We start from the raw sequence: 22,533 nt of genomic DNA, 5'->3' as shown, positions 1-22,533 counted from the left end.
CTTTCGAGCACGGGGTCTTCGCCACCCGGTGCCCGTGGAGCAGTGATCCATGCCGTCAGCGACGAGCCGCGCCCTGCTTCGCCGGACGAGCCTTCGGACGCGTCGTCGTACGCCGCTTCGTCGTGCGCCGCTTGACCGCTCCAGCCGCCTTCCGACTGCCCTTGGCGAGCTTGAGGCCCCACCACAGCAGGAGCCCGACCAGCACGACCGTCGCGGCGGTCGGCAGCAGGCGACGGATCCAGTCGTCGGTGAGCCACTTGCCCGACGCCACGGCGTACGCGACGAAGACGCCGAGGAAGTTGATGGCGTACTTGCTGACGTTCCTGACGATGATCGAGCGGACGACGCTGCCGGAGATCTTCTTCGACATGCCACGCGCCTTGCCGGCGATCTCCGCGAGGGCGGCTTCCTCCTCCTCGCGCTCGCGCTTCTGCATGACGTTGCGGTAGGCGATGACGCCCCGCTCGAGCTGGCGCGCCTCCCAGGCGATCTGCGCATCGTGGCGCGAGGCGTAGTGGAACGGGTCGCCGCCGAGCGCGCAGGCGTCGCCGTCGGTGCACCTGTTGGGCCGGCCGGTGGCGGGGTTGACGTGGAAGCGCTCCGCGCTGCCCTCGGTGACCGGCTCCATGGCCCGGATCCTAGGCGAGCGGCGCGGGAGGGCGGCGTACGGCGGGTGGGTAGTTCTGCCCATTCCGGAGGGTGTCCTGCACCTCCTAGCCTCCCTGCATCGACCTCACCACCCGAAGGGACGCCGCCATGATCCGGATGCTGACCGCTGTACTCCTCACGCTCCTGAGCACGTTCGCCGTCGTGGGCGCCTCGACCACCTCGGCAGACGCAGCCACCGTCTGCGGCGGCAAGGAGATCTGGGCCAAGACGAAGTACTACGACGGCCAGGCGATCGGCCGCCTGCGGGTCTTCTACAACGCGACCTACGGCACCAACTGCGCGCAGTTCGACCACGCCGGCGCCACCTGGGGCGTGAAGCGGTTCACCGGTGTCGGCCTCGACCGCTGTACGCAGACCTCGCCGGGTCGCGGCTGCTCCATCTCGACGTTCGACTCGGACTATGGCTACTACTCGTACTACGCAGGCCCCGCGAAGGTGAAGGCACCGCGCAACTGCGTGCGCGCGGACGGGCTCATCTACTGGCGAGGCGCCTACCGCACGATCACCTCTCCGGTCATCGGCTGCTGACCCTGCTCCATCCCGAAGCCCCGTCCGGTCCGTCCGGGCGGGGCTTCGTCGTGCCCCGCTCCTAGGCTGGGGTCATGAGCCACCGGATCTTCACCACGCCGTTCGCCGCGGTCTATCCGCACTACGTGACGAAGGTCGAGAAGAAGGGGCGCAGCGAGGCCGAGCTCCGCGAGGTCATCACCTGGCTGACCGGCCACGACGACGCATCGATCGACCGGCAGCTCGGCGCGGAGACGACGTTCGAGGAGTTCTTCGGTGCCGCGACCCTCAACCAGGGTGCGTCGCTGATCACCGGCTCGGTCTGTGGGGTGAAGGTGCAGGAGGTCGAGGACCCGTTGATGCGGCAGATCCGCTACCTCGACAAGCTCGTCGACGAGCTGGCGAAGGGCCGGCCGATGGCGAAGATCCTGCGCGAGGCGTGACCGCGAGGCGTGATCAGGGGCGCTTCGGCGCCAGGGTGACCCACATCAGCGCGACACCGAGGCCTGCTGTCACCGGACCGACCGTGGCATACCAGCTCGCGCCGTCGCCGGCCTCGCCGAAGAGCCCGAGGCCGATGCCGGTCATGAAGGCACCGAGCACGAAGAGGACCAGCCCGCAGCCGGCTCCGAAGAAGCGCATGCGCGCAGCGTAGTGCCCCGCCGTGGCCTGCCTCAGGCGAGTGCGTTGAGGTACGCGTCACCCAGGCCGCCGGCGCCGAGGATCGCGCAGACGGCACCGAGGATCATGAACGGCCCGAACGGCACCGCCGTACGCCGCCCCGCGCCGCGCGCCACGATCAGCACCACCCCGACGGCTGCCCCGAGGACGAACGCCCCGAACGCGCCCGTCAGCAGCGTGCCCCACGACAGGTAGGCCATCATCGCCCCGATCGGCGCCGCGAGCTTCACGTCGCCCCACCCCATCGCTCCGGGCGCGGCGAAGGCGATCGCCAGGTAGATCGCCCCCAGCACCGCTCCCCCGGTCACCGCGCGCAGCAGCGACTCGAGGTCGCCGTCGACGGCCAGCAGCACCGGCAGCACGACGTACAGCGGCAGGACGATGACGTCCGGCAGGCGGCGTACGTCGAGGTCGATGAGCGAGAGCGCCACACCGCCGGCCGCGAAGGCGAGGTACGCCGGCAGCAGCGCCGGGCGGTCGGCGAGCCGCAACGCGATGACCGCGAAGAGCAGCGCTGTGCCCAGCTCGACCAGCGGGTAGCGCGCGCTGATCGGAGCACTGCAGTCACGGCAGCGGCCGCGCAGGAGCAGCCATCCGAGCACGGGCACGTTGTCGCGCGCCCGGATCTCGTGCCCGCACGCCGGGCAGGCGCTGGGCGGACGCACGATCGACTCGCCCCGCGGCACCCGATGGATGACGACGTTGAGGAAGGAGCCGATGAGGAGTCCAAGGACTCCTGCCATCGCGGCCCAGGCCGCCGCGGGCAGCTCGGTCACTTCTGCTCCGCCCAGGTGAGGACCTTGATCTGGCGCTTGCCGGGCACGGGCGCCCCGCTCGCGCCGTACGGCGGATCGGTGATCTGGACGCGAGCCGTCAGCGCGTGGGTGCCGCCCGAGGTGCAGGAGCCTGCCTCGACGCAGACGTGGACCTTCAGGTCGACGATGGTCACCTTGGGACCGAGTCCCGTGCCGGGGTCCGGGATGGAGACGAGCGGGTAGCCGAACTGCTGCGGCGGCTGCGCCTTGAAGTCCACGCCGAGCGCGACCAGGCCCCAGCGGAAGGCGACCAGCGCCTGGTTGTCCGAGCCCGGGTCGAGCGAGACATAGCCGTGCGGGGCCCAGGTCGCACCCTGGACCACGAACTCGCCGGCGAAGTTGCTACCCGAGATCAGTCCGACGAGCGTGACGTCCGTGGCCGCCCGGAGCGACGGCGGCGTGTAGGTCAGTGACAACTGAATGGCGTCGATCGTGACGACCGCGTCCTTCGGGGCGTCCTTGAGCCGCAGCTCGAGCGTCGGAGTCGTCGAGGTGAAGGCGCCGTCCTGAAGGGCTGCGCGGAGCTGTGCGGCGATGTCGGCACTCCCCCAGCCGGTGCCATCGGGTGCGGCGACGACAGCGTTGGCGGGTGTCGCGTCCTTGACGGTGACGGTGAGGTTCTTGCCTGTCGGGTTGGTGTACTTCACCCGGAGCTGGGCCGAGCTGATGTCGGAACCCGCGGGGATGCCGGTGAGGCCCGTGAAGTCCTGCAGGTCGAGGCCGATGTCGTCGTTGTTGCCGGCGATCGTGTACGTGAGCAGGGAGGTGTCGGCCGAGGAGACCGCGTCCTTGGGTGCAGCGCCAACCGGTGTCCGCACGCTGGTGGTCCACTTGTCACCACCCGCGTTGCCGCTCTTCTCCGTCACGGTGGCCGCGCTGCGGTCGTTCAGCGACGAGGCACTCGTCGTCGTGCCGGTCGACTGCTGGTAGATCGTCAGGGGCGGCTCACCGCTGTTGGACTTCCCGCAGAGCTCGACGTGGGCACTGTCCCCCACCGCCATCCGGCTGTCAGCGCCGAAGACGAACTCCACCCCTGCGACCGGGTCGAAGAGGATCGGGCTCTTGCACGCACCCGGGATCGAGGTGCCGAGGAACTCGCCGCCGATGACCGTGGTGTCGATCTCCCAGACGTTGTCACCACCGTGCTCGTCGTCGACGAAGTCGAAGTAGTACTGGCCGGAGACGAACTTCGCCGTCGTGCAGCCGTTGACGGTGTCGCTGAGGACCTCTGCGTTGTTGTAGAAACCGGGCTGGAAGGTGCAGGTGCCGGCGTAGTCGGCGGCGTCGCGATAGGTCGGCACCGAGGTCAGCGGAGACGTCGGCGTGGTCGGCATGGGCACCGATCCCGCAGCGTTGCACTGCTTGGCGGGCACGCTGATGATCAGGCCGGTGCAGGACCCCTCCGCCTTGACGTAGCCGTTGGTGACCAGTGCCCCGTTGTCGACGTCGACGAAGGACTTCGACGCGACACCTCCACGCATCGGCATCGGTGCCTCGTTGCCCGTGCCGAGTGGCTTCAGCGTCACCCCGTGCAGACCGGACGTGCCGACCGTCGTCAGGGCACGCGCGAAGGCGTCGGTCGGGTCCGGATCCTCCACGCCGATGCCGCCGCCGGGCGCGAAGATGCCCGTGCCGGGCACCACGGTGCACTCGACCCGTGCGGAGGTGGCACCCGACTGGTCACCGGACGCGGGCTGGACATTGTTCAGGTCGAGCACGTCGTCGGGAGCGGTGCCGACGGCTCCGAAGCAGCCCGCGCCGTCCGCGTTGTTCGTGTAGACCCAGTCGCCCCACACGCCCGGGAACGTCGGCGCGGTCCATCCCGGCGCATCGGCTCCCAGCCGGAGGTTGTTGATCGCGATCTTCGCGGCCGTGTCAGAGGCGTAGGAGGTCCCCGCGACACCGCGCAGGGCGACGGTGGCCCGGAAGTTGGTGCTGCTGTGCTGCAGGATCGCTCCGCTGACCAGCGCGATCGCGGTCACGATCAGGAGCGCGAAGATCAGCGAGGCTCCTGTGTCGTCGTTGCGGATGCGACGCATCGGGTTGCTCATCCCTGCCTCCGGTCTGCAGTCACCGTCGTGGTGTAGCCGATCGACGAGGTCGATGTGGCGACGTCGCGCACGGTGAAGGTCATCGAGATCGATCGCGGCAGCGTGGCGCCGGTCGGGCACGGGTCAGGGTCGCACGCGACGACGGGCGCGCCGTCGAGGTTGTGGGCCATCCGGAGCGGGCTCTCCTCCACACCTCCGCGGCAGCGGACGCGGCTGAGCTCTGTCCCCGACTTCACGTACGCCGCTTCGTGGGCAACGCTCGACCAGGCAAGGGCCGGGTCGGAGGCTCCCACCTCGAACTCGGTCCACGAGAAGCGGACGACGACGGTGCCGGCGGAGGAGCCACAGCCGGTCACCGGGCCGAACTCGACGGACGTCGCCGAGGGCACCGGGTCGGTCGCTCCCGGGGCGAAGGAGCGCTTGCCCAGGCTGCTGACGTCCTGCTGCCAGTACGTCGAGATGAACTGCTGGTCGGTGGACTCCGAGAGTCGGGCCCTGGTGTCGGCGTCGACCAGGAAGTACTCGATCACTACACCGGTCAACGGCACGATGATGATGCCGAGGATCGACACGGACATCACCAGCTCGATCAGGGTGAAGCCCTCGTCGCGACCACGACCAGGACCACGACGTAGCTTGTCGATCAGGCGCATGGGTCGGCCCCCGTTGCTGCCGCAGATCCGTTGCAGGGCTTGCGGAGCACGACGACGAGGTCCTCGGTGGCCTGCCGTTCGCCGGTGCCCGTGCTCACCACCCGCACGGTGATCCGCTGGATGCCGTTCGCATCGCAGCCACCCCACGTCGACCCGGACCACGACTGCACCGCCACCACCGAGCGCGTGTACCCGCTCGGGAGGTTCGGCACCGCCACCCCGCCGTACGTCGAGAGCGCGCTGCCGCACGACGCATAACCACCATTGGTGTCGACCGACTTCTGGATCGCCTCGGCGAAGCTGCGCGCGTAGGCGCTGCTCGTGGACTGCTTGCGGCCGACGTCGGAGGAGAAGATCCCGAGGAGCATCGCCCCGAGGATGGTGACAGCGGCGACGCCGAGGATCACCACGGTCACGAGGAGCTCGACCAGCGTCTCCCCTCGTTCGTCCGGTGTCGCCGGCGCCGGCATCAGATTTCCACCTGGTTGAAGATGCCGTACATCGCCGAGACGAGCGCGACCGCGACGAAGCCCACGATCGCACCCATGGCGATGATGACGGCCGGCTCGAAGAGCGCGGTCAGCTTGGCGATCTTGTAGTCGAGCTCCACCTCGTAGTACTCCGCCGTGACCTCGAGCTGGGTGTCGAGCGAGCCGGTGTCCTCGCCGACCCGGAGCATCGAGGTCGCGGTGCCGGGGAAGAGCCTCGTGCGGGCGAGCGGGCCAGCGATGCCCTGTCCCTCGAGCATCTGCTCGCGCACCTCGGTGAGGCGCCGCACGAAGACCCGGTTGCGGAGTGCGTCGGTGGTGACCGTCAGGGCGTCGGTCAGGTTGACGCCGGCGGAGACCATCGAGGCGAGCACTCGGCAGAAGCGTTCGACCAGGGCGTACTGGATCGTCTCCCCGAGCACGGGGACCTTGAGGAAGAAGGCGTCGCGGGCGTACTTGCCCTTCTCGAAGCGGGTCACGATGAAGATGAGCAGGATGAAGACTCCGAGCCCCGCGAGGAGCGCCCACCACCAGGCCGTGAGGAAGTCCGTCGTGTGCATCAGCATGCGGGTCGGCAGAGGCAGGTCGGCGTCGAGGTTCGCGAAGAAGTCCTTGAACTTGGGCAGCACGTAGGCGGCGAGGATGACCACGGTCACCACCGACAGCCCCGCGACGACGAGCGGATAGGTCAGCGCCGTCTTGATCTTGCGACGCGCCTCGAGATCACGCTCGATGTAGCGGGCCAGGCGCAGCAGGACGGTGTCGAGCTCACCGGTGAGCTCCGCCGAGCGGACGATGCCGCGGAAGAACGGAGGGAAGACCTTCGGGAAGCGGTCCAGGCAGTCGGAGAACCGGTCACCCGACCGGAGGCCGTCCTCGATCTCGTACATCATCCGGCGCAGCGAGGAGTTGTCGCTCTCGGCACCGATGGTGTGCACCGCCTCGAGGATCGGCAGACCGGCGCGGAGGAAGGCAGCGATCTGCCGCGACAGGTGCATGACGTGGTCACGCTTGATCCGCGGTCCGGAGATCTCGAACTGCAGGATGCTCTTCTTCTCGGTGACGCGCAGGTCGCGCACCTGCTGCTGGAAGAGGGCCACCTCGGCGTCGCCGCGGCTCTCGGCCTTCTGCGTGCCCTTGACCGGCGCCCCGGACATGTCGACTCCGACATAGGCGAACTTGGGCATCTCAGGCTCCTGCCACGTAAATGGAACGCATGACCTCGGCCGGGGTGGTCAACCCGTCCGCAACCAGCCGGGCACCCTGCTCCTGCAGGGTGCGCATGCCCTGGCTGCGCGCGAGCTTGCGCATCTCGTCCTGGGGCACCCGGTCGATGATCTGCTCACGCACCTCATCGGTGACCGCCAGCAGCTCGTAGACGCCGATCCGGTCGAGGTAGCCGGTGTGGGCACAGAAGTGACAGCCGACACCGTGGACGAAGCCGTGCGAGGGCTCGTCTCCACCGACGGCGCGCATGAAGCCGATCTCGTCAGCCGTCGGCTGGTAGGTCTCCAGACAGTTGGTGCAGTTGCGGCGCACCAGGCGCTGGGCCATCACCGCACTCACCGACGACGCCACGAGGAAGGCCTCGATCCCCATGTCGAGCAGGCGGTAGAGCGCGGAGACAGCCTCGGTGGCGTGCAGCGACGAGAGGACCATGTGGCCGGTGAGCGCACTCTGCACCGCGATGCGCGCGGTGTCGACGTCGCGGATCTCACCGATCAGGATCACGTCGGGGTCCTGGCGCAGGATCGACTTGAGCCCACCAGCGAACGTGATGCCGGCCTGCTCGTTGATCTGGATCTGGTTGATCGAATCGAAGGTGTACTCCACCGGGTCCTCGATCGTCATGATGTTGCGGTCGACGGTGTCGAGCTCACCCAGGGAGGCGTAGAGCGTGGTGGTCTTGCCACCACCGGTGGGGCCGGCGCAGACGATCATCCCGTAGGGCTGGTGCACCAGCCGGCGGAAGCGGTCGGCGGTGTCGTCGGGCATGCCGAGCTGGGCGAGCTTGAAGAGCGGACGGCTCTTGTCGAGCAGCCGCATGACCACCTTCTCGCCGCCGACGACGGCGGTCGTGGCGACGCGGATGTCGACCTCGCGGCCCTCGACGTTCATCGAGATCTGGCCGTCTTGGGACCGGCGCCGCTCGACGATGTTCATGCCGCCCAGGATCTTGAGGCGGCTGATCAGCGCCGGGCCGATCGACCCGGGCAGGTCGAGGACGTCGTTGAGCGCACCGTCGATGCGGAAGCGGATCCGCACCCGATCGCCAAAGGGCTCGATGTGGATGTCGGAGGCCCGGTCGCGCAGCCCCTGGGTGATCACCTTCTGCACGACCTGGACGACGGGTGCGTCCTCGTTGACCTGTGCGCTGTCCTCGAAGGCGTCACGGCGCAGGACGTCCCGCGCCTCGAAGGCCTCGACGTGCGAGCCGAGCTCGCTGGTGGCCTTGTACTCGGAATCGAGCGCCTGCGTGAGCGTCCGGTGCGTCGCCACCAGTGCGGTGACCGGACGACCCACGGCCTGCTGGATCAGATCGAGGTGCTCGCGCGACGGGTCGAGGACGACGACCGTGACCCCGGCGTCGTCCACGGAGAGCGGGACTGCCTGGAGCTCCCGCGCCCGGTCCCGCGGCATGAGGGCGACGGCTTCCGGCGACGGATCGACGGCGCGGAAGTCGACGACTTCACACCCGTAGTGCTGGGCCACGAGCGCCGCCAGGTCGTCGGCACTGACCGCACCGGTGCGCACCACCTCGTCGGCGAGGATCGCCTCAGGTGCGGCGACGCGCAGGGCGTCGAGCTGGTACGGCTCCAGACGGCCGGCGGCCACCAGGACACCGGCGACCATGTCGTCGTACGACTGCTGGCGCGGCGCGGGCGCGGCCGGCGCCTCCCGATGACGTCCTGCGAAACGCATCGCGGTCAGCCCCGGAGAGGCGCAGCGGCGCGAGGCCGCGGGACGACGTCGTTCGGGTAGAGGCTGCGTGCGCGCGCGTCCTCCTCGGTGATGACCCCTTCCAGGACCAGGTCGGAGAGGGATTGCTCGAGCGTCGACATGCCGTCGCGCATACCCGTGACGAGCGAGTTGCGCAGCTGGTGGGTCTTGCCCTCCTTGATCAGGTTGCGCACCGCGGGCGTGGCGGTGAGCACCTCGTACGCCGCCACCATGCCGCCGCCGATGCGCGGGACCAGGCGCTGGTAGACGACGCAACTGAGGGCGGCGGCGAGCTGGACCCGGATCTGCTCCTGCTGGCCGGCCGGGAAGACGTCGATCATGCGCCCGAGGGACTGGGCGGTGTCGTTGGTGTGCAGCGTCGCGAAGACGAGGTGGCCGGTCTCGGCGACGGTGAGCGCGAACTGGATCGACTCCAGGTCACGCATCTCGCCGACCAGCAGGACGTCGGGGTCCTCGCGGAGCACACTGCGCAGCGCGTCGTGGAAGCCGGCGGTGTCGGTGCCGACCTCGCGCTGGTTGACGGCCGAGCGCTTGTGGTCGTGCACGTACTCGATCGGGTCCTCGATCGTGATGATGTGGGCGCCGCGGTTGTCGTTGATCAGGTCGATCAGGCTCGCCAGCGTCGTCGACTTGCCCGAGCCGGTCGGGCCGGTCATCAGGATCAGCCCCTGGTGCTTGAGGGCCGCGTCACGGAGCGGCTGCGGCAGGCCGAGGTCGTCGGGGCTCGGGATCGAGCGCGGGATCATGCGGAGCGCGACGGCCGTCTGGCCGCGCTGGGTGAAGGCGTTGCCGCGGATCCGGGCCTGGTCACGCCAGGAGAACGAGAAGTCGAACTCATGCCGGGCCTCCCACGCCTTCACCTGGTCGCTGGTGAGGATCTCGGCGAGCAGGGCGTCGGTGTCGGCCGCGGCCAGGGCGACAGCACCGTCCACCGGGGCGAGTGACCCGTCGACACGGATCATCGGGGGCAGGCCGACGGTGAGCAGCAGGTCGCTGCCGCGCTTGCTCCACAGCACCGCGAGGAGGTGGTCGATCGTTGCGCCGAGCTTCGTCTGTTCGATGTGCATGGGTGCCCTCGGTGGGTCGTGACCGGTTGGGAAATGGCCGGGTGGGAAATGGCCGAACGCGGGAGGGTCGTCGTACGGCGACCCTCCCGCGGTGGTCAGAGGATCAGCAGGGCGACGCGGTGACGGAGGTCGCGTCGACGGCAGTGACGTAGACCGGAGCCGAGCGCAGGAACTTGTACGGCGCGGCCTGGAGCTGGGCCAGCGTCGGGGCCGTCGCACCCTTGGCGATGGCGGCCTCGTAGGCGGTCTCGACCGCGCGAACCTCGGCCTTGCACGCGTTCATCTCCGCGTCGTTGTTCAGGCCGTTGACGGAGAAGACCACGACCGCGGCGAGGATGCCGAGGATGATGATCACGATGAGGAGCTCGATGAGCGTGAAGCCGTCGTCGTTGTTCTTGCGACGGGCGTCGAGGGAGAGTGCCATGAGAGCGGGTCCTTCTGGTGGGAGGGAGGGGACCCCGAGATGTCCAAAGAGACAACGCCAAGTCCACGGCATCGCGCGAGGCCGTGGGGGCTTATTGGTACTAGTCACTTTCGGACTGGGGATCCACCCCAGTTCACTGGGGTAGCCGACCCCAGAAGTCACCCGACAACGGCCGATGCCATCCGGAAATGGGCTAGCGCCCGGATCCGTGGTGGATCCGGGCGCTGGCGGTGTGCTGCGTGATCAGCAGGCGCTGCAGCGCGGGCTCGAGGCGTGCGCATCGGCGAGGGCGACCTCGCGACACGCGCCACAGAGGTCGGGCAGGACGCTGTCGGCCGGCACCCGCCAGAAGACCTGCCAGCCCAGGCTCACCACGCCACAGGCGGTCTTCGGCTCGCCGAGTCGCTTGACGTGGACGGCACCCCAGGGCCGCGGCTCGCCGTACGGCCCGGGCTGGCGCTGGCGCGCGGTGACGAACCAGCCCTCGAGGCGGGAGCCGGTGGCACGGACGGTCATCTGCATCTCCTTGTCGTGGAAGGGCTGGCGAGGAAAGACCTCAGACGGCGTTGCCGGCGCCGTCCGAGACAGCCACGAGCGCGGCGTGCTCCTCGTCGGTGAAGACGCGCGAGCGGGTCAGGAAGCGGACGCCGTGCGGCGACTCGAGCGAGAAGCCGGCGCCACGCCCCGCCACGACGTCGATCGTCAGGTGCGTGTGCTCCCAGTAGGCGAACTGGGCCTTGCCCATCCAGACGGGGACGGGCCGGTCGAGACCGATCTCCAGGTCTCCCAGGTGTACGTCGGACGCTCCGGTCAGGAACTGGCCCTGCGGGTAGCACATGGGCGCGGAGCCGTCGCAGCAGCCGCCGGACTGGTGGAACATCAGCGGGCCGTGGTCCGCGGTGAGGCGGCGGAGGAGCTCCGCCGCCTCACCGGTGACGTCGACCCGCCGGGGGCCGACGTCCATCAGAAGAAGCCGAGCGCGTCGGGCGAGTAGGAGACGAGGAGGTTCTTCGTCTGCTGGTAGTGGTCGAGCATCATCTTGTGGTTCTCGCGGCCGATGCCCGACTGCTTGTAGCCACCGAAAGCGGCGCCTGCCGGGTAGAGGTGGTAGCAGTTGGTCCACACGCGACCGGCCTCGATCTCGCGACCGGCACGGTAGGCCTGGGCACCCTCGCGGGACCAGACACCGGCACCGAGCCCGTAGAGGGTGTCGTTGGCGGTCTCGAGCGCCTCGCCCTCGTCGGCGAAGCGGGCAACGGAGACGACCGGCCCGAAGATCTCCTCCTGGAAGATGCGCATCTTGTTGTGGCCCTCGAAGATCGTCGGCTTCACGTAGTAGCCGTCGGCGAGGTCGCCCTCGAGGACGTTGCGCTCGCCACCGGTGAGGACCTTGGCGCCCTCGGCCTTGCCGATCTCGATGTAGGAGAGGATCTTCTCCAGCTGGTCGAGCGAGGCCTGCGCGCCGATCATCGTCGCGTCGTCGAGCGGGTTGCCCTGGATGATCTTCTCGACCCGGACCACCGCGTCGGCGAGGAACTCGTCGTAGATCGACTCCTGGATGAGCGCACGCGAGGGACAGGTGCAGACCTCGCCCTGGTTGAGGGCGAAGAGCGCGAAGCCCTCCTGCGCCTTGTCGTAGAAGGCGTCCTTCTGGGCTGCGACCGACTCGAAGAAGACGTTGGGGCTCTTGCCGCCGAGCTCGAGCGTGACCGGGATCAGGTTCTGGCTCGCGTACTGCATGATCAGGCGGCCCGTGGTGGTCTCACCGGTGAAGGCGATCTTCGCGATCCGCGGGTTCGACGCCAGCGGAGCGCCGGCCTCGACACCGAAGCCGTTGACCACGTTGACCACACCGGCGGGGAGCAGGTCGGCGATGACCTCCACCAGCTTGAGGATCGACCACGGCGTCTGCTCGGCCGGCTTGAGCACGACGCAGTTGCCCGCGGCGAGTGCCGGGGCGAGCTTCCAGACCGCCATCAGGATCGGGAAGTTCCACGGGATGATCTGGCCGACGACGCCGAGCGGCTCGTGGAAGTGGTAGGCGACGGTGTCGCCGTCCAGCTCGCTGCTCGAGCCCTCCTGGGCGCGGATCGTGGCCGCGAAGTAGCGGAAGTGGTCGACGGCCAGCGGCAGGTCGGCGGCGAGCGTCTCGCGCACCGGCTTGCCGTTGTCCCAGGTCTCGGCGACTGCGAGCTCGGTGAGGTGCTCCTCGATCCGGTCGGCGATCTTGTTCAGCAGTACGGCGCGCTGGGTGCCGGTGGTCCGGCCCCAGGCGGCCTTCGCCGCGTGGGCGGCATCGAGGGCCGCCTCGATGTCCTCGGAGGTGCCCCGAGCGATCTCGGTGAAGGGCTTGCCGTTGACCGGCGAGATGTTCTCGAAGTACTGACCCTTGATCGGGTCGACCCACTCGCCACCGATGAAGTGGCCGTAGCGGGGCTGGACGGAGACGAGCGAGTCCGGCTGGCCGGGAGCTGCGTAGACGGTCATTTTCTGCTCCTGCGAAGGTGTCGGGGACGTCGGCTGTGACGCCGTTCACACACGCTAGGAGCCGTCACGTTGCAGCAACGTTGCCGATCTTTGAGGCATCTGCCCCATGTGGAGGGGCGCCTTGCGGGCCAATGCTGGAGCCGTCACCAACCAGGGAGAGGTTCCCCATGACCACGACAGTGTCGAACCCCAACAAGGACCTTTGGGAGAAGGGCGACTTCACCCGCGTCGCCGAGACGATGCGCAACGCCGGCGAAGCCCTCGTCAGCCAGCTGGGCGTCCGGCCCGGGACGCAGGTCCTCGACCTCGGCTGCGGCGACGGCACCACCGCCGTTCCGGCCGCCCGGCTCGGCGCCGACGTCGTCGGCGTCGACATCGCCAGCAACCTGGTCGCCGCGGGGAACGCGCGTGCCGCAGCCGAGGAGCTGGAGAACCTGCGCTTCGAGGAAGGCGACGCCAGCCACCTCGACAACCTGGCCGACGACTCGTTCGACCTCGTCGTCACCGTGTTCGGAGCGATGTTCGCGCCGCGTCCCTACGACGTCGCCAAGGAGATGGTTCGCGTCACGCGACCGGGCGGCCGCATCGTGATGGGCAACTGGATCCCCGGCGACCCCACGCTCGTTGCGCAGATCCTGCGGATCGCCAGCTCGTACTCGCCGCCACCGCCTGAGGGCTTCGTGAGTCCGATGACCTGGGGGGTCGAGGACGAGGTGGTACGGCGATTCGCGGCGGCGGGCATCGCCGCGGAGTCGGTGTCGTGCGAGCGGCGCGAGTTCCGGTTCGAGAGCGAGGGTCCGTCCGCCGAGTTCCTCGGGCTGTTCCGCGCGTACTACGGGCCGACCATGAATGCCTATGCAGCCGCCGAGGCCGCCGGCCGGGGCGACGAGCTCGACCGCGAGCTCGCGGATCTGTTCGCCAGCCAGAACGAAGGCGGCCCGGACCGGACCTCGATCGGGGCGACGTTCCTCCTCGTCACTGCGACGAAATAGGCGGAGCGGCTCCCATGCGATTCGTGACCGACGGCGGCATCGAGACCGACCTCATCTTCAACCGGGGCGTTGACCTGCCTGCATTCTCGGCGTACCCCTTGCTCGACTCGGCGTCTGGCCGCACGGTGCTCATGGAGTACTACATGGCGTACGTCGAGATCGCGGGCGAGGCGGGAGCCGCGTTGCTGCTGGAGACCCCGACGTGGATGGCGAACGCAGATCGGGCTGCGCCGCTCGGTTACGACGCCGTGGCTCTCACCCGGGTCAACACGGACGCGGTGGACTTCCTCCGCCAGGTCGGCCGAGCCAGCGGGCTGGCCGCATGGGAGGTCGGCGGGATCGTCGGCCCGCGCGGTGACGGCTACCAGACGAGCGGTCCCATCGATCCGGACCAGGCTGCCGACTACCACCGCCCGCAGCTCGCTGCGTTCGCTGCAGCGGGTGCGGACCGGGCCTCGGCGCTGACGCTCAACGAGGTGGGTGAGGCGATCGGCATTGCGCGCGCCGCCTCCGATCTGGGCCTGCCTGTGGCCATCGGCTTCACGGTGGAGACGGACGGTCGGCTGCTCAACGGGACATCCCTGGCCGAGGCGATCACCGCGGTGGATGCCGTCGCGCGGCCCGCGCACTTCCTGATCAACTGCGCACACCCGACGCACATCCTCAAGGGCTTCGAGCCGGGGCCGTGGCAGGAGCGGGTCGGCGGACTTCGGGTCAACGCGTCGACGATGAGCCATGCCGAGCTCGACGAATCCGAGGTTCTCGATGCCGGTGATCCGGCGCAGCTCGCTGTGGATCAGCGTCCCCTGTTGGACATGTTCACCAACCTCGAGGTGCTGGGCGGGTGCTGCGGCACCGATGCCCGGCACGTCGCGGCGATGTGGAAGGAATCGAGATGAGCAAGAAGCTGACTCCGCGCGAGGCGGCCACCTCGATGGAGATCGCCCGAGTCCTGCCGCCCGGCGACGATGAGCGAGCCATCGGTTACGGCGTGATCGGGCTTCCCTTCAGCGGTGGCGACTACCTGGTGCTGCGCGACTTCCACGCCGCGTCGTTCGGCCCGCCGTACCGGTCCGTCTGGCATCGCAATCCGGCGGGCGAGTGGCGGGTCTACACGACCGGCAGGCCAGAGGAGAGCTGCCCGCGGTACATCAGTGCGGATCTCGTCGAACCCTCGACCGTCACCCCGATCGACGTCACCTGGCTCGACGACTTCACGATGCGCGTCTTCATCGACGATGTTCTCGACTGGACGGTCGAGTGCCGAGCCACCGCGCTGACGACGATGATGTCGGCGATGAGCATCGCCATGCCGATGGGAGCGTGGACCAACAAGGGCTTCCACGCCGTCATGGGCCACATGGCCACGGCCATGATGGGCGCTGGGCGCATGCGGCTCAGCGGCACGCACCTGCCGAACGGCCAGTCCTTCATGGCGGCGCCGAGGCGCATCTGGGAGGTCACGCGAAGTACGGCGCTGATCAGCGGGCGTGACGCCGGCGTGATCGGACCGCTGGTGGAGCAGGAATTCTGCGGCGACTTCCCGCTGCCGCAGAAGGGCTACCTCTTCGCCGACGGATTCGGGCACTTCGAAAACTTCGATCCGACGCGCCACACCCTGCCGACCACGGCACGATAGGGGAATGGCCCAGACCCCGCCGCGTCGCTCCGAGCTGCTGGCAGCGCTCTCGCTGGCGATCGACCTGGGGCTGGGCCAGCCGGCCGAGCACATCCTGCGCTCGGCGCTGTCGTCCGTTCGCCTCGCCGACCGGCTTGGCCTCTCCCCCGCGCAGCGCGACGCCACCTACCTGACGACGATGCTGATGTGGGTCGCGTGTCACGTCGATTCGCGAGAGCTGAGTGCGAGCTTCGGCGACGACATCCAGATCCGCGGCGATGCCTACCTCGTCGACTGGTCGGGGCTGCCGTACATGCGGTTCATGGCGAGCAACCTGGCAAAGGGATCGCCGCTTCCCAAACGCATCGGGCTGATGGCGCAGATGGCGGTGACGGGCAGGAGGCAGCAGGTCGAGCGCTATCACGGCCACTGCGCCGCCGCTGGCCTGCTGGCTGCCGAGATGGGACTCCCGGCATCGGTTCAGAACGCTGTCAGCTTCTCCTTCGAGCGGTGGGACGGCTCGGGCGGTCCCGTGGGCGTGAGCGGCGAGGAGATCCCGATCGAGCTGCGGGTCGCGATCGTCGCCGACGTCGCGGAGGTGTTCTCGCGGGTTGCCGGGGTCGCCGGGGCAGTCGCGATGGCCAAGGAGCGGCGAGGCAAGCAGTTCGACCCCGCGGTCGTGGACGCGCTCGTCGCTGATCCCGACGGGATCCTTGCGCAGCCCGACGACGTGTGGGCCGAGGCCCTGGCACAGGCGCCGGCCGGTGACGAGGTGCCGACCGACGCCCACGTGGACCAGATACTGGTCGCTCTCGGCGACTTCGCCGACATGAAGTGCCCCTTCACCCTCGGCCACTCGCGTGCGGTCGCCGCGCTGGCGGCCTCAGCGGCGGTGCGCTCCGGCATGTCGGACGAGCAGGTACGCGACCTTCGTCGGGCCGGGCACGTGCACAACCTGGGCCGGATCGGCGTCTCCAGCCAGATCTGGGAGAAGGCGGCGGTGCTCTCACCGGCGGAGGTCGAGCGGGTGCGCCTGTACCCGTACCTGACCGGACGGGTGCTGGAGCGTGTCGGGGGGCTGGAGGCAGTCACCCGCCTTGCGATGAACCATCAGGAACTGCTCGACGGGTCCGGATATCCGCGCGGCCTCACCGCGGCACAGCTCGGGCAGGGCGACCGGATCCTGGCCGCCGCGGTCGCCTACGAGTCGGCGTTGGAGCCGCGTCCGTACCGGTCGGCGCGGACGCCCGAGGAGGCAGCCGACCGCCTGCGACGGCGCGCCTCGTCCGGCCTGCTCGATGGCGCGGCCGTCGATGCGGTCCTGGCCGCCGCGGGGCACGCGACGACGCGGTCCAGGCAGCGCGAGGACGGGCTGACGCCGCGCGAGGTCGAGATCCTGCTGCTCGTCGCCCGCGGTGCGAGCAACAAGGAGATCGCGCAGCAGCTGGTGCTCTCGGAGAAGACCGTGCGCAACCACGTTGAGCGGACGTACGCGAAGCTCGGCGTCAGCAATCGCGTCGGAGCCAGTCTGTATGCGCTGGCGCACGGGCTCGTCGCCCCGACCTGACACCCGCTCGCGCCCCGAAATGCTTTCAGGCCCGGAATCCGAAGATTCCGAGCCTGAAAATTTGGTAGCGGGGACAGGATTTGAACCTGCGACCTCTGGGTTATGAGCCCAGCGAGCTACCGAGCTGCTCCACCCCGCGTCGGTGAACACAACCTTACGGCATCCCTCATGACGCTCCAAATCGGCCCCCTTCGCAACGTCGCCGACGGCGGGATTACGCCAGATTGATCCCTACTTATGCTTGCTTCGCGCGCAAAAGTGGACGATCGTAGTCCCATGACCATCCTGACCAGCCCTGTCATCCCCGCAGTCGTTCTCGAAGACCCGAGCCGCGCGGTGGACGTCGCCCGTGCCCTCCTCGACGGAGGCATCGGCGTTGTCGAGGTCGCGGCGCGCACCAGCGCCTCCCTCGTCAGCATCGAGCGGATCGCCACCGAGGTGCCGGACATCGTCGTCGGCGCGGGCACCATCACCCGCACCTCGCAGGCCGTCCTGGCTGCCAGCGTCGGCGCGGCCTTCGTCGCCTCCGCGGGCCCCACCCCCGCCCTGCTCGACGGCATCCTCGCAACCGGCATCCCCTACCTCCCCGGCTGCTCCACCGCCGGCGAGGCCATGGAGCTGCAGGAGCGCGGTCTCACCGAGGTCCGCTTCTTCCCCGCCGAGGCGGCCGGCGGTCCGGCGTACCTCGGCGCGCTCAACGGGCCACTCCCCCGGCTCCGCTTCTGCGCGACCGGCGGCATCACCCTCGACAACGCCGCCCGCTACCTCGCGCTGCCGAACGTCGACGCCGTCGGCGGCACCTGGATCGCTCCGGCCGAGCTGATCCGCACGCACGACTGGCAGGCAATCACCGCCAACGCCCGTCAGGCGATGGCGACGGTCAGCGCGCTCACGACCGAGCCGCAGCCGCTCAGCGCCTGACCTTCGTCAGCGAGTGATCCTCCTCAGGGCTTGGCCGAGGCGGACGGCGACGGCGAGGCAGACGGGGCAGCCGACGGCGACGGCGTCGCCTGGGCAACCTCGAGCGCCCGGCCGACGAGGCGCTCTGCCTCGACCGTGTGCTCCTGGTACCCCGCCAGGTCACCGTCGCTGAGTGCCTGTTTCGCCTGCGCGAACTGGCGGTCAGCGCGCTGGAGCAGGGAGACGACCTCGTCATCGAGGACAGGACCGCCGGGGCCGTCGTCCGGTCCTTCACCGCCTCCGCTCGGGCGGTCATCGTTCTCGACCCGCAGCACCTCGGCGATCGCCTCGGACATCGTCGTCGCGATCGCCAACCGGTCGCCGAAGGAGACCAGGACGAAGTTGAGGACCGGGAAGTTGCCGGAAGTCTCGGCGCCCGCCTTCTTCGTGTAGAGCGGCTGCACGTAGAGCAGGCTGTCGCCAACCGGCAGGGTGAGCAGGTTGCCGTAGACCTTGCTGATGTTCTGGCTGACGTTGAACTGGGTCAGCTTCGCCTGGATGGCAGAGTCGGTCGCGAAGTCGTTGGCGATCTGCGACGGACCACGGACCGGCCCGGTGGAGGGGAGCTCCAGGATCCGGATCTTGCCGTAGCTCTCGCGCGACGCGTCGCCGTCGACCGAGACGAACGCCGCCAGGTTGCTCTTGTCCTTCGGCACGAAGGTCGAGGTCAACGAGAAGACCGGGTCGGCCGCATCGCTCGTGCGCACCGAGAGCCGGTACGGCGGCTGCAGCTGCTTCGCAGCGTTCGCAGGCGCATCCACCGTCGGATCCGCCGGCACCTCCCAGCGTTCCTTGCCCGCGTAGAAGTTGTCCGCGTTGGTCACGTGATAGCGCTGCAGCTGGTAGCGCTGCACCTTGAAGAGGTCCTCCGGGTAGCGCATGTGGTCGAGCACCTCGGCCGGGATCTCGTCCTTGTCCTTGACCGTGCCCGGGAACGCCTTGCGCCAGGACTTCAGGATCGGGTCCTTCTCGTCCCACGCGTAGAGCGTGACCGTGCCGTCGTACGCGTCGACCACGGCCTTCACCGCGTTGCGCATGTAGTTGATCTCGTCGGTCGGCAGCGTCCGGAACTCCGTCGGGCTCGCCAGCGAGTCCGAGGTCATCTCCTCGTACGAACCGTGCTGCGAGAGCGGGTACTGGTCGGTCGTCGTGTAGCCATCGAGGAGCCAGACCACCTTGCCATCGACGATCGCCGGGAACGGGTCGCTGTCGACCGTCAGCCAGGGCGCGACCTTCTCCACCATCTGGCTCGGCTTGCGGTCGTAGAGGATCTTCGAGGTGTCGTACACCCGACCCGACAGCGCGATCGTCGGATCACCGTACTTCCACGCGTAGAGCAGCTGACGGAAGGTGCTGCCGATGGCGACGCCCGCCTTGCCGTCGTAGGTGCTGGTGGCGTCCTCGTCGCCCTCGGACGGCTGGTCGAGCTCGACGTCGCGGGCGTCCTTCGAGGGCTTGCCGACGATGGAGTAGTCCGGTGACTGCTCACCGAAGTAGATCTGCGGGCGGTAGCCGTCCGGCGCGAGGTCACTGGACGCGTCGGATGCACCCTTGCCGGCCCACTCCGGGTTGTCAGGGAGCTCCTGCTCGCGGAAGTCGGCGTCGCGCTGATTGCCGTACGCCGCGATGACGCCGTAGCCATGGGTGTAGACGGTGTGGAGGTTCGACCAGTTCTTGGCGTCGTCGGGGATGCCGGTCTGGTCGATCTCGCGGACGCCGAGGACGATGTCGCGCTCGCGCCCGTTGACCTGGTAACGGTCGACGTCGAGGACGTCGGCGACGGAGAAGTACTTGCGGAGCTGCTGCTGGTTCTCGAACGCCGAGCGGATCAGCTGCGGGTCGACCAGACGGATCCCCGGGGTGTTGCCCAGCTCGTCGCGCTGCTCCTGCTGGGTCAGCGCGCTCTTGCCGGCGTACGGCGTCACCTCGGCATCGGCGATGCCGTATGCCTCACGTGTCGCCTCGATGTTGCGGGCGATGTATTCCCTTTCCTTGTCGGGCTGCGAAGGGCCGACCTGGAACTGCTGGACTGCTCCGGGCCAGATCAGACCGAGCAGGATCGCGGAGAGCAGGAGCAGGGCCAGACCCACCGACGGGAGCATCCAGGTCCGCCGGACGACGTTGGCGAAGAAGAGCAGCGCGCAGATGATCGCGATCGACATCAGGATCGTCTTCGCCGGCATGACTGCGTGGTCGTCGGTGTAGGTGATGCCGTCCACGACCCCTCCCCCGCTGTTGAGAAGGTCGTAGCGGTCGAGCCAGTAGTCGGCTGCCTTCACGAGCACGAAGAGGCCGAGCAGCACCGAGATCTGGGCAGCCGCCGGACCCGAGAGCCGGTCACGGGTCGCCTGCAGCCGGATCCCGCCGTACAGGTAGTGCACGACGAGGGTGACCAGCAGGGAGACGACGAAGACGGCCATGGCGAAGTCCACGACGTGGTGCAGCCACGGGAGCTCGAAGACGTAGAAGCCCTTGTCCTTGTTGAAGTAGGGGTCCTTGCTCCCGAACGGCACCTGGTTGCGCCACAGGAGGTAGTCGCGCCAGGCGTCGGCGCCTGCGCCGCCGGCGAAGGCGCCCGTCACCACGGCGAGGCCGAGCAGCACCCAGAGGCGCACCGGGGCGATCGCCTGGCGGTAGCGGTCCAGGCCGACCTGCTCCGGGCTCGCCGGGCGGAAGAGCGGACGCAGGCGGTAGGCGACCACGGCGTTCGCGGTGACCGTCGCGGCCATGATGCCGCCGAAGACGAGGAAGAGCCCGATCTTGGTGATGATGAGGTGGCTGAAGACCGAGCCGAAGCCGGTCGAGTCGAACCAGAGCCGTTCGGTCCAGAAGCCGGTGAAGCTGCTCATCGCGAAGAAGAGCACGATCAGCACCACTGCCGTGATCAGGACGCCACGGGCCCAGCCAGGCCTGCCCGCCGCCGGTGCCGGAGCGCCGCCCGGATTGTCATCGAAGATCGAGCTCATGCTTCATCCTCCAGTGTGCCGTGCAGCAGCGCCAGCAGCGCCGGGACCAGGTCGACGCCACCGATGACGTCCTCGGTGCGGTCGTGCTCGCGCAGGCGCAGCGTGCACCAGCTCGCGCCAGCACGGTTGACGCCGGCCACGATGCGCACCTCCTGGCGATCGGGGTGGTCCGCCGCGAAGGCCCGCGCCTCCTCGAGACCCTCGGGGACCTCGCCCTCGACCGCCGGCGGCAGAACCAGCCGCTCGACGACGACCGCGCAGCCGGCGACCTCCTCGGGCCAGCCGATCTGCTCCAGCACCTGCTCCAGCTGCTGGCCCGGCTCGAGGTCCTGCTCGACCGGCGTGAGCCCCTCGGCAGCCGCGTCGAGTCCGAGTGCCTCGGCGAGCGCGGGCTCGGCGGCCGCCAGGGCCTGCGTGTCGACGAGTGCGAAGAGGCGGGCCTGACCGTCCCAGCCCGCCTCGGCCGCGTGGTCCTCGATCTCGACGACCGCCTCGGCGAGGGCGCGGTCGAACGCGCCCTCGGGGGTCGGCTGGTCACTGGGCTGCGTCACGGAGCACCTCTTCGCAGGTCGGGAGCTTGGCGCGGTGGTCCGCGGCATAGGTGGAAACGATCTTCTCGGCCTCGGTCAGGGTGGCGACCGGCGCGAGCCGCATCGCACCGGGCCTGGCCAGCACGGCCTCGTCGCAGTTGGCGACGGGCACCAGGAAGAGCTCGGCGCCGGCCTCGCGCGCACCCGCGATCTTCTGCTGGATGCCTCCGATCGCGCCGACGCGGCCCTGCGGGTCCGCCATCTCGCCCGTGCCGGCGACCCGACTGCCACGCGTCAGCGATCCGGGGGTCAGCGTGTCGACGACCGAGAGCGCGAACATGAGGCCCGCGCTCGGGCCGCCGATGCCGTCGGGCAGGTGGATCTCCACCTCGAACGGCATCTTGAAGTCGAACGCCTGGCGTACGCCGACCACGGTGCGGCCGTCGATGCGGCGCGGGGTCACCGGAATGGAGAGCTGCTTGCCGTCGCGCTCGACCACGAAGGTGAGCGGCTTGCCGGGCCGGGCGCGCGAGACCACGCGCACCACGTCGTCCCAGCTGCGGATCGTCTGGCCGCCGATCCGCACATAGCGATCGCGCTCGACGAGGGCGCCGTCGGCAGGGAGCCCCGGCTCGATCGGGCCGACCACCGGGACCATCGGGACCTTGATGCCGAGGTGGATCATCGCCGCCGCGACCGCGACGTCCTGCGAGGTGGCCATCTGGATCGAGGCCTGGCTCTGCTTCGAGACAGCGGTGTCGCGCTCGCCGTACACGTCGTCGTACGGCTTGACGGCGTCACTGTCGGCGAGCCAGCCGCTCATCGCCGAGAGCAGCGAGATGCCGGACTTGGGCTGGGTGGCCTTGACGGTCGTCATCCGCAGCTCGCCCCCGTCGGCGTAGGACTCGTGGCCGTGCACCTCGATCCGCTCCGTGCCCCGGTCCTCGGAGAGGAGGTCGACCGTCGTGCCGGGCTCGAAGCGGACGTACGGCATCGGCAGCACGGTCGCCGCGATGACGCCGACGACCGTCACCAGGGCGGCGACAGCGATCGCGAGGGTGTGGCGGCTCATCCCGGGGCCGTGGGCATCGGGCGCC

The 22,533-nt window shown here is 69.2% G+C and carries 23 protein-coding genes and 1 tRNA gene; 7 read left to right on the top strand and 17 right to left on the bottom strand.

The genetic code is table 11. The features are described from left to right. Window positions 1-55: 55 nt before the first annotated feature. Window positions 56-628 carry a hypothetical protein gene (locus tag VLF38_RS01030; protein ID WP_325269434.1) on the bottom strand — a complete coding sequence of 191 codons (573 nt, stop codon included), beginning with the start codon at window positions 626-628 and terminating at the stop codon, window positions 56-58. Between the two features lie 128 nt (window positions 629-756). Between VLF38_RS01030 and VLF38_RS01025 the strand changes: the two genes are divergently transcribed. Continuing rightward, window positions 757-1,197, top strand: coding sequence for a hypothetical protein (locus VLF38_RS01025; protein WP_325269433.1), 441 nt, complete (start codon window positions 757-759; stop codon window positions 1,195-1,197). Between the two features lie 74 nt (window positions 1,198-1,271). After that, window positions 1,272-1,619 carry a DUF2200 domain-containing protein gene (locus VLF38_RS01020; protein WP_325269432.1) on the top strand — a complete coding sequence of 116 codons (348 nt, stop codon included), beginning with the start codon at window positions 1,272-1,274 and terminating at the stop codon, window positions 1,617-1,619. 13 nt (window positions 1,620-1,632) lie between these two features. On the opposite strand, the gene VLF38_RS01015 is transcribed toward VLF38_RS01020, so the two are convergent. The 12 genes from VLF38_RS01015 to VLF38_RS00960 all read right to left on the bottom strand — a co-directional run bounded on the left by VLF38_RS01015 (window position 1,633) and on the right by VLF38_RS00960 (window position 12,803). Beyond that, the gene (locus tag VLF38_RS01015; RefSeq protein ID WP_325269431.1) at window positions 1,633-1,818 is read right to left on the bottom strand and encodes a hypothetical protein; all 186 of its coding nucleotides are present in this window, start codon (window positions 1,816-1,818) and stop codon (window positions 1,633-1,635) included. 32 nt (window positions 1,819-1,850) lie between these two features. Next, on the bottom strand, window positions 1,851-2,633 hold the full coding sequence (locus VLF38_RS01010; RefSeq protein WP_325269430.1) for a prepilin peptidase: 783 nt from the start codon (window positions 2,631-2,633) through the stop codon (window positions 1,851-1,853). Then, the gene (locus VLF38_RS01005) at window positions 2,630-4,723 is read right to left on the bottom strand and encodes a hypothetical protein (RefSeq protein ID WP_325269429.1); all 2,094 of its coding nucleotides are present in this window, start codon (window positions 4,721-4,723) and stop codon (window positions 2,630-2,632) included. Before VLF38_RS01005 ends, VLF38_RS01010 begins: the two co-directional genes overlap by 4 nt. Beyond that, complete coding sequence (locus VLF38_RS01000) at window positions 4,720-5,376, bottom strand: prepilin-type N-terminal cleavage/methylation domain-containing protein (RefSeq protein ID WP_325269428.1); 657 nt, start codon at window positions 5,374-5,376, stop codon at window positions 4,720-4,722. Before VLF38_RS01000 ends, VLF38_RS01005 begins: the two co-directional genes overlap by 4 nt. Beyond that, the gene (locus VLF38_RS00995; protein ID WP_325269427.1) at window positions 5,367-5,846 is read right to left on the bottom strand and encodes a type II secretion system protein; all 480 of its coding nucleotides are present in this window, start codon (window positions 5,844-5,846) and stop codon (window positions 5,367-5,369) included. Before VLF38_RS00995 ends, VLF38_RS01000 begins: the two co-directional genes overlap by 10 nt. After that, complete coding sequence (locus VLF38_RS00990) at window positions 5,846-7,051, bottom strand: type II secretion system F family protein (protein ID WP_325269426.1); 1,206 nt, start codon at window positions 7,049-7,051, stop codon at window positions 5,846-5,848. The genes VLF38_RS00995 and VLF38_RS00990 overlap by 1 nt, the downstream gene beginning before the upstream one ends. 1 nt (window position 7,052) lies before the next feature. Continuing rightward, complete coding sequence (locus VLF38_RS00985) at window positions 7,053-8,786, bottom strand: GspE/PulE family protein (RefSeq protein ID WP_325269425.1); 1,734 nt, start codon at window positions 8,784-8,786, stop codon at window positions 7,053-7,055. Between the two features lie 5 nt (window positions 8,787-8,791). Beyond that, window positions 8,792-9,892 carry a type IV pilus twitching motility protein PilT gene (locus tag VLF38_RS00980; RefSeq protein WP_325269424.1) on the bottom strand — a complete coding sequence of 367 codons (1,101 nt, stop codon included), beginning with the start codon at window positions 9,890-9,892 and terminating at the stop codon, window positions 8,792-8,794. Window positions 9,893-9,995: 103 nt separating this feature from the next. Next, window positions 9,996-10,316: a prepilin-type N-terminal cleavage/methylation domain-containing protein gene (locus tag VLF38_RS00975; RefSeq protein WP_325269423.1), complete on the bottom strand. Its 321-nt coding sequence runs from the start codon at window positions 10,314-10,316 to the stop codon at window positions 9,996-9,998. A gap of 243 nt (window positions 10,317-10,559) precedes the next feature. After that, on the bottom strand, window positions 10,560-10,832 hold the full coding sequence (locus VLF38_RS00970) for a hypothetical protein (protein WP_325269422.1): 273 nt from the start codon (window positions 10,830-10,832) through the stop codon (window positions 10,560-10,562). Between the two features lie 40 nt (window positions 10,833-10,872). After that, complete coding sequence (locus VLF38_RS00965; RefSeq protein WP_325269421.1) at window positions 10,873-11,280, bottom strand: DUF779 domain-containing protein; 408 nt, start codon at window positions 11,278-11,280, stop codon at window positions 10,873-10,875. Next, window positions 11,280-12,803 carry an aldehyde dehydrogenase family protein gene (locus VLF38_RS00960; protein ID WP_325269420.1) on the bottom strand — a complete coding sequence of 508 codons (1,524 nt, stop codon included), beginning with the start codon at window positions 12,801-12,803 and terminating at the stop codon, window positions 11,280-11,282. Before VLF38_RS00960 ends, VLF38_RS00965 begins: the two co-directional genes overlap by 1 nt. Before the next feature lie 167 nt (window positions 12,804-12,970). Between VLF38_RS00960 and VLF38_RS00955 the strand changes: the two genes are divergently transcribed. From VLF38_RS00955 to VLF38_RS00940, 4 genes are read left to right on the top strand one after another with little or no spacing between them, the layout of a single operon-like run. Further along, window positions 12,971-13,795, top strand: coding sequence for a class I SAM-dependent methyltransferase (locus tag VLF38_RS00955; RefSeq protein ID WP_325269419.1), 825 nt, complete (start codon window positions 12,971-12,973; stop codon window positions 13,793-13,795). A gap of 14 nt (window positions 13,796-13,809) precedes the next feature. Beyond that, window positions 13,810-14,694 carry a homocysteine S-methyltransferase family protein gene (locus VLF38_RS00950; protein WP_325269418.1) on the top strand — a complete coding sequence of 295 codons (885 nt, stop codon included), beginning with the start codon at window positions 13,810-13,812 and terminating at the stop codon, window positions 14,692-14,694. After that, window positions 14,691-15,434: a hypothetical protein gene (locus VLF38_RS00945; protein WP_325269417.1), complete on the top strand. Its 744-nt coding sequence runs from the start codon at window positions 14,691-14,693 to the stop codon at window positions 15,432-15,434. Before VLF38_RS00950 ends, VLF38_RS00945 begins: the two co-directional genes overlap by 4 nt. A 4-nt stretch (window positions 15,435-15,438) precedes the next feature. Continuing rightward, window positions 15,439-16,980: an HD domain-containing phosphohydrolase gene (locus VLF38_RS00940; protein ID WP_325269416.1), complete on the top strand. Its 1,542-nt coding sequence runs from the start codon at window positions 15,439-15,441 to the stop codon at window positions 16,978-16,980. A gap of 62 nt (window positions 16,981-17,042) precedes the next feature. Here the strand turns inward: VLF38_RS00940 and VLF38_RS00935 are convergent. Beyond that, window positions 17,043-17,119, bottom strand: a tRNA-Met gene (locus tag VLF38_RS00935). Between the two features lie 137 nt (window positions 17,120-17,256). On the opposite strand from VLF38_RS00935, the gene eda reads away from it, so the two are divergent. After that, window positions 17,257-17,901, top strand: a complete 645-nt coding sequence (gene eda / locus VLF38_RS00930; RefSeq protein ID WP_325269415.1) for a bifunctional 4-hydroxy-2-oxoglutarate aldolase/2-dehydro-3-deoxy-phosphogluconate aldolase — start codon at window positions 17,257-17,259, stop codon at window positions 17,899-17,901. Window positions 17,902-17,924: 23 nt separating this feature from the next. Here eda and VLF38_RS00925 read toward each other — a convergent pair whose 3' ends face one another. From VLF38_RS00925 to VLF38_RS00915, 3 genes are read right to left on the bottom strand one after another with little or no spacing between them, the layout of a single operon-like run. Next, window positions 17,925-20,906, bottom strand: a complete 2,982-nt coding sequence (locus VLF38_RS00925) for a UPF0182 family protein (RefSeq protein ID WP_325269414.1) — start codon at window positions 20,904-20,906, stop codon at window positions 17,925-17,927. Beyond that, window positions 20,903-21,457: a PPA1309 family protein gene (locus VLF38_RS00920; protein ID WP_325269413.1), complete on the bottom strand. Its 555-nt coding sequence runs from the start codon at window positions 21,455-21,457 to the stop codon at window positions 20,903-20,905. The genes VLF38_RS00925 and VLF38_RS00920 overlap by 4 nt, the downstream gene beginning before the upstream one ends. Beyond that, complete coding sequence (locus VLF38_RS00915; RefSeq protein WP_325269412.1) at window positions 21,441-22,508, bottom strand: YlbL family protein; 1,068 nt, start codon at window positions 22,506-22,508, stop codon at window positions 21,441-21,443. The genes VLF38_RS00920 and VLF38_RS00915 overlap by 17 nt, the downstream gene beginning before the upstream one ends. Window positions 22,509-22,533 lie beyond the last annotated feature (25 nt).

The sequence above is a fragment of the Nocardioides sp. genome, assembly GCF_035481145.1.
In the GTDB taxonomy this organism is placed as follows: Bacteria; Actinomycetota; Actinomycetes; order Propionibacteriales; family Nocardioidaceae; genus Nocardioides.
The sequence above is the reverse complement of the archived record's forward strand: the minus strand, read 5'-3'. Positions and strand labels throughout refer to the sequence as shown.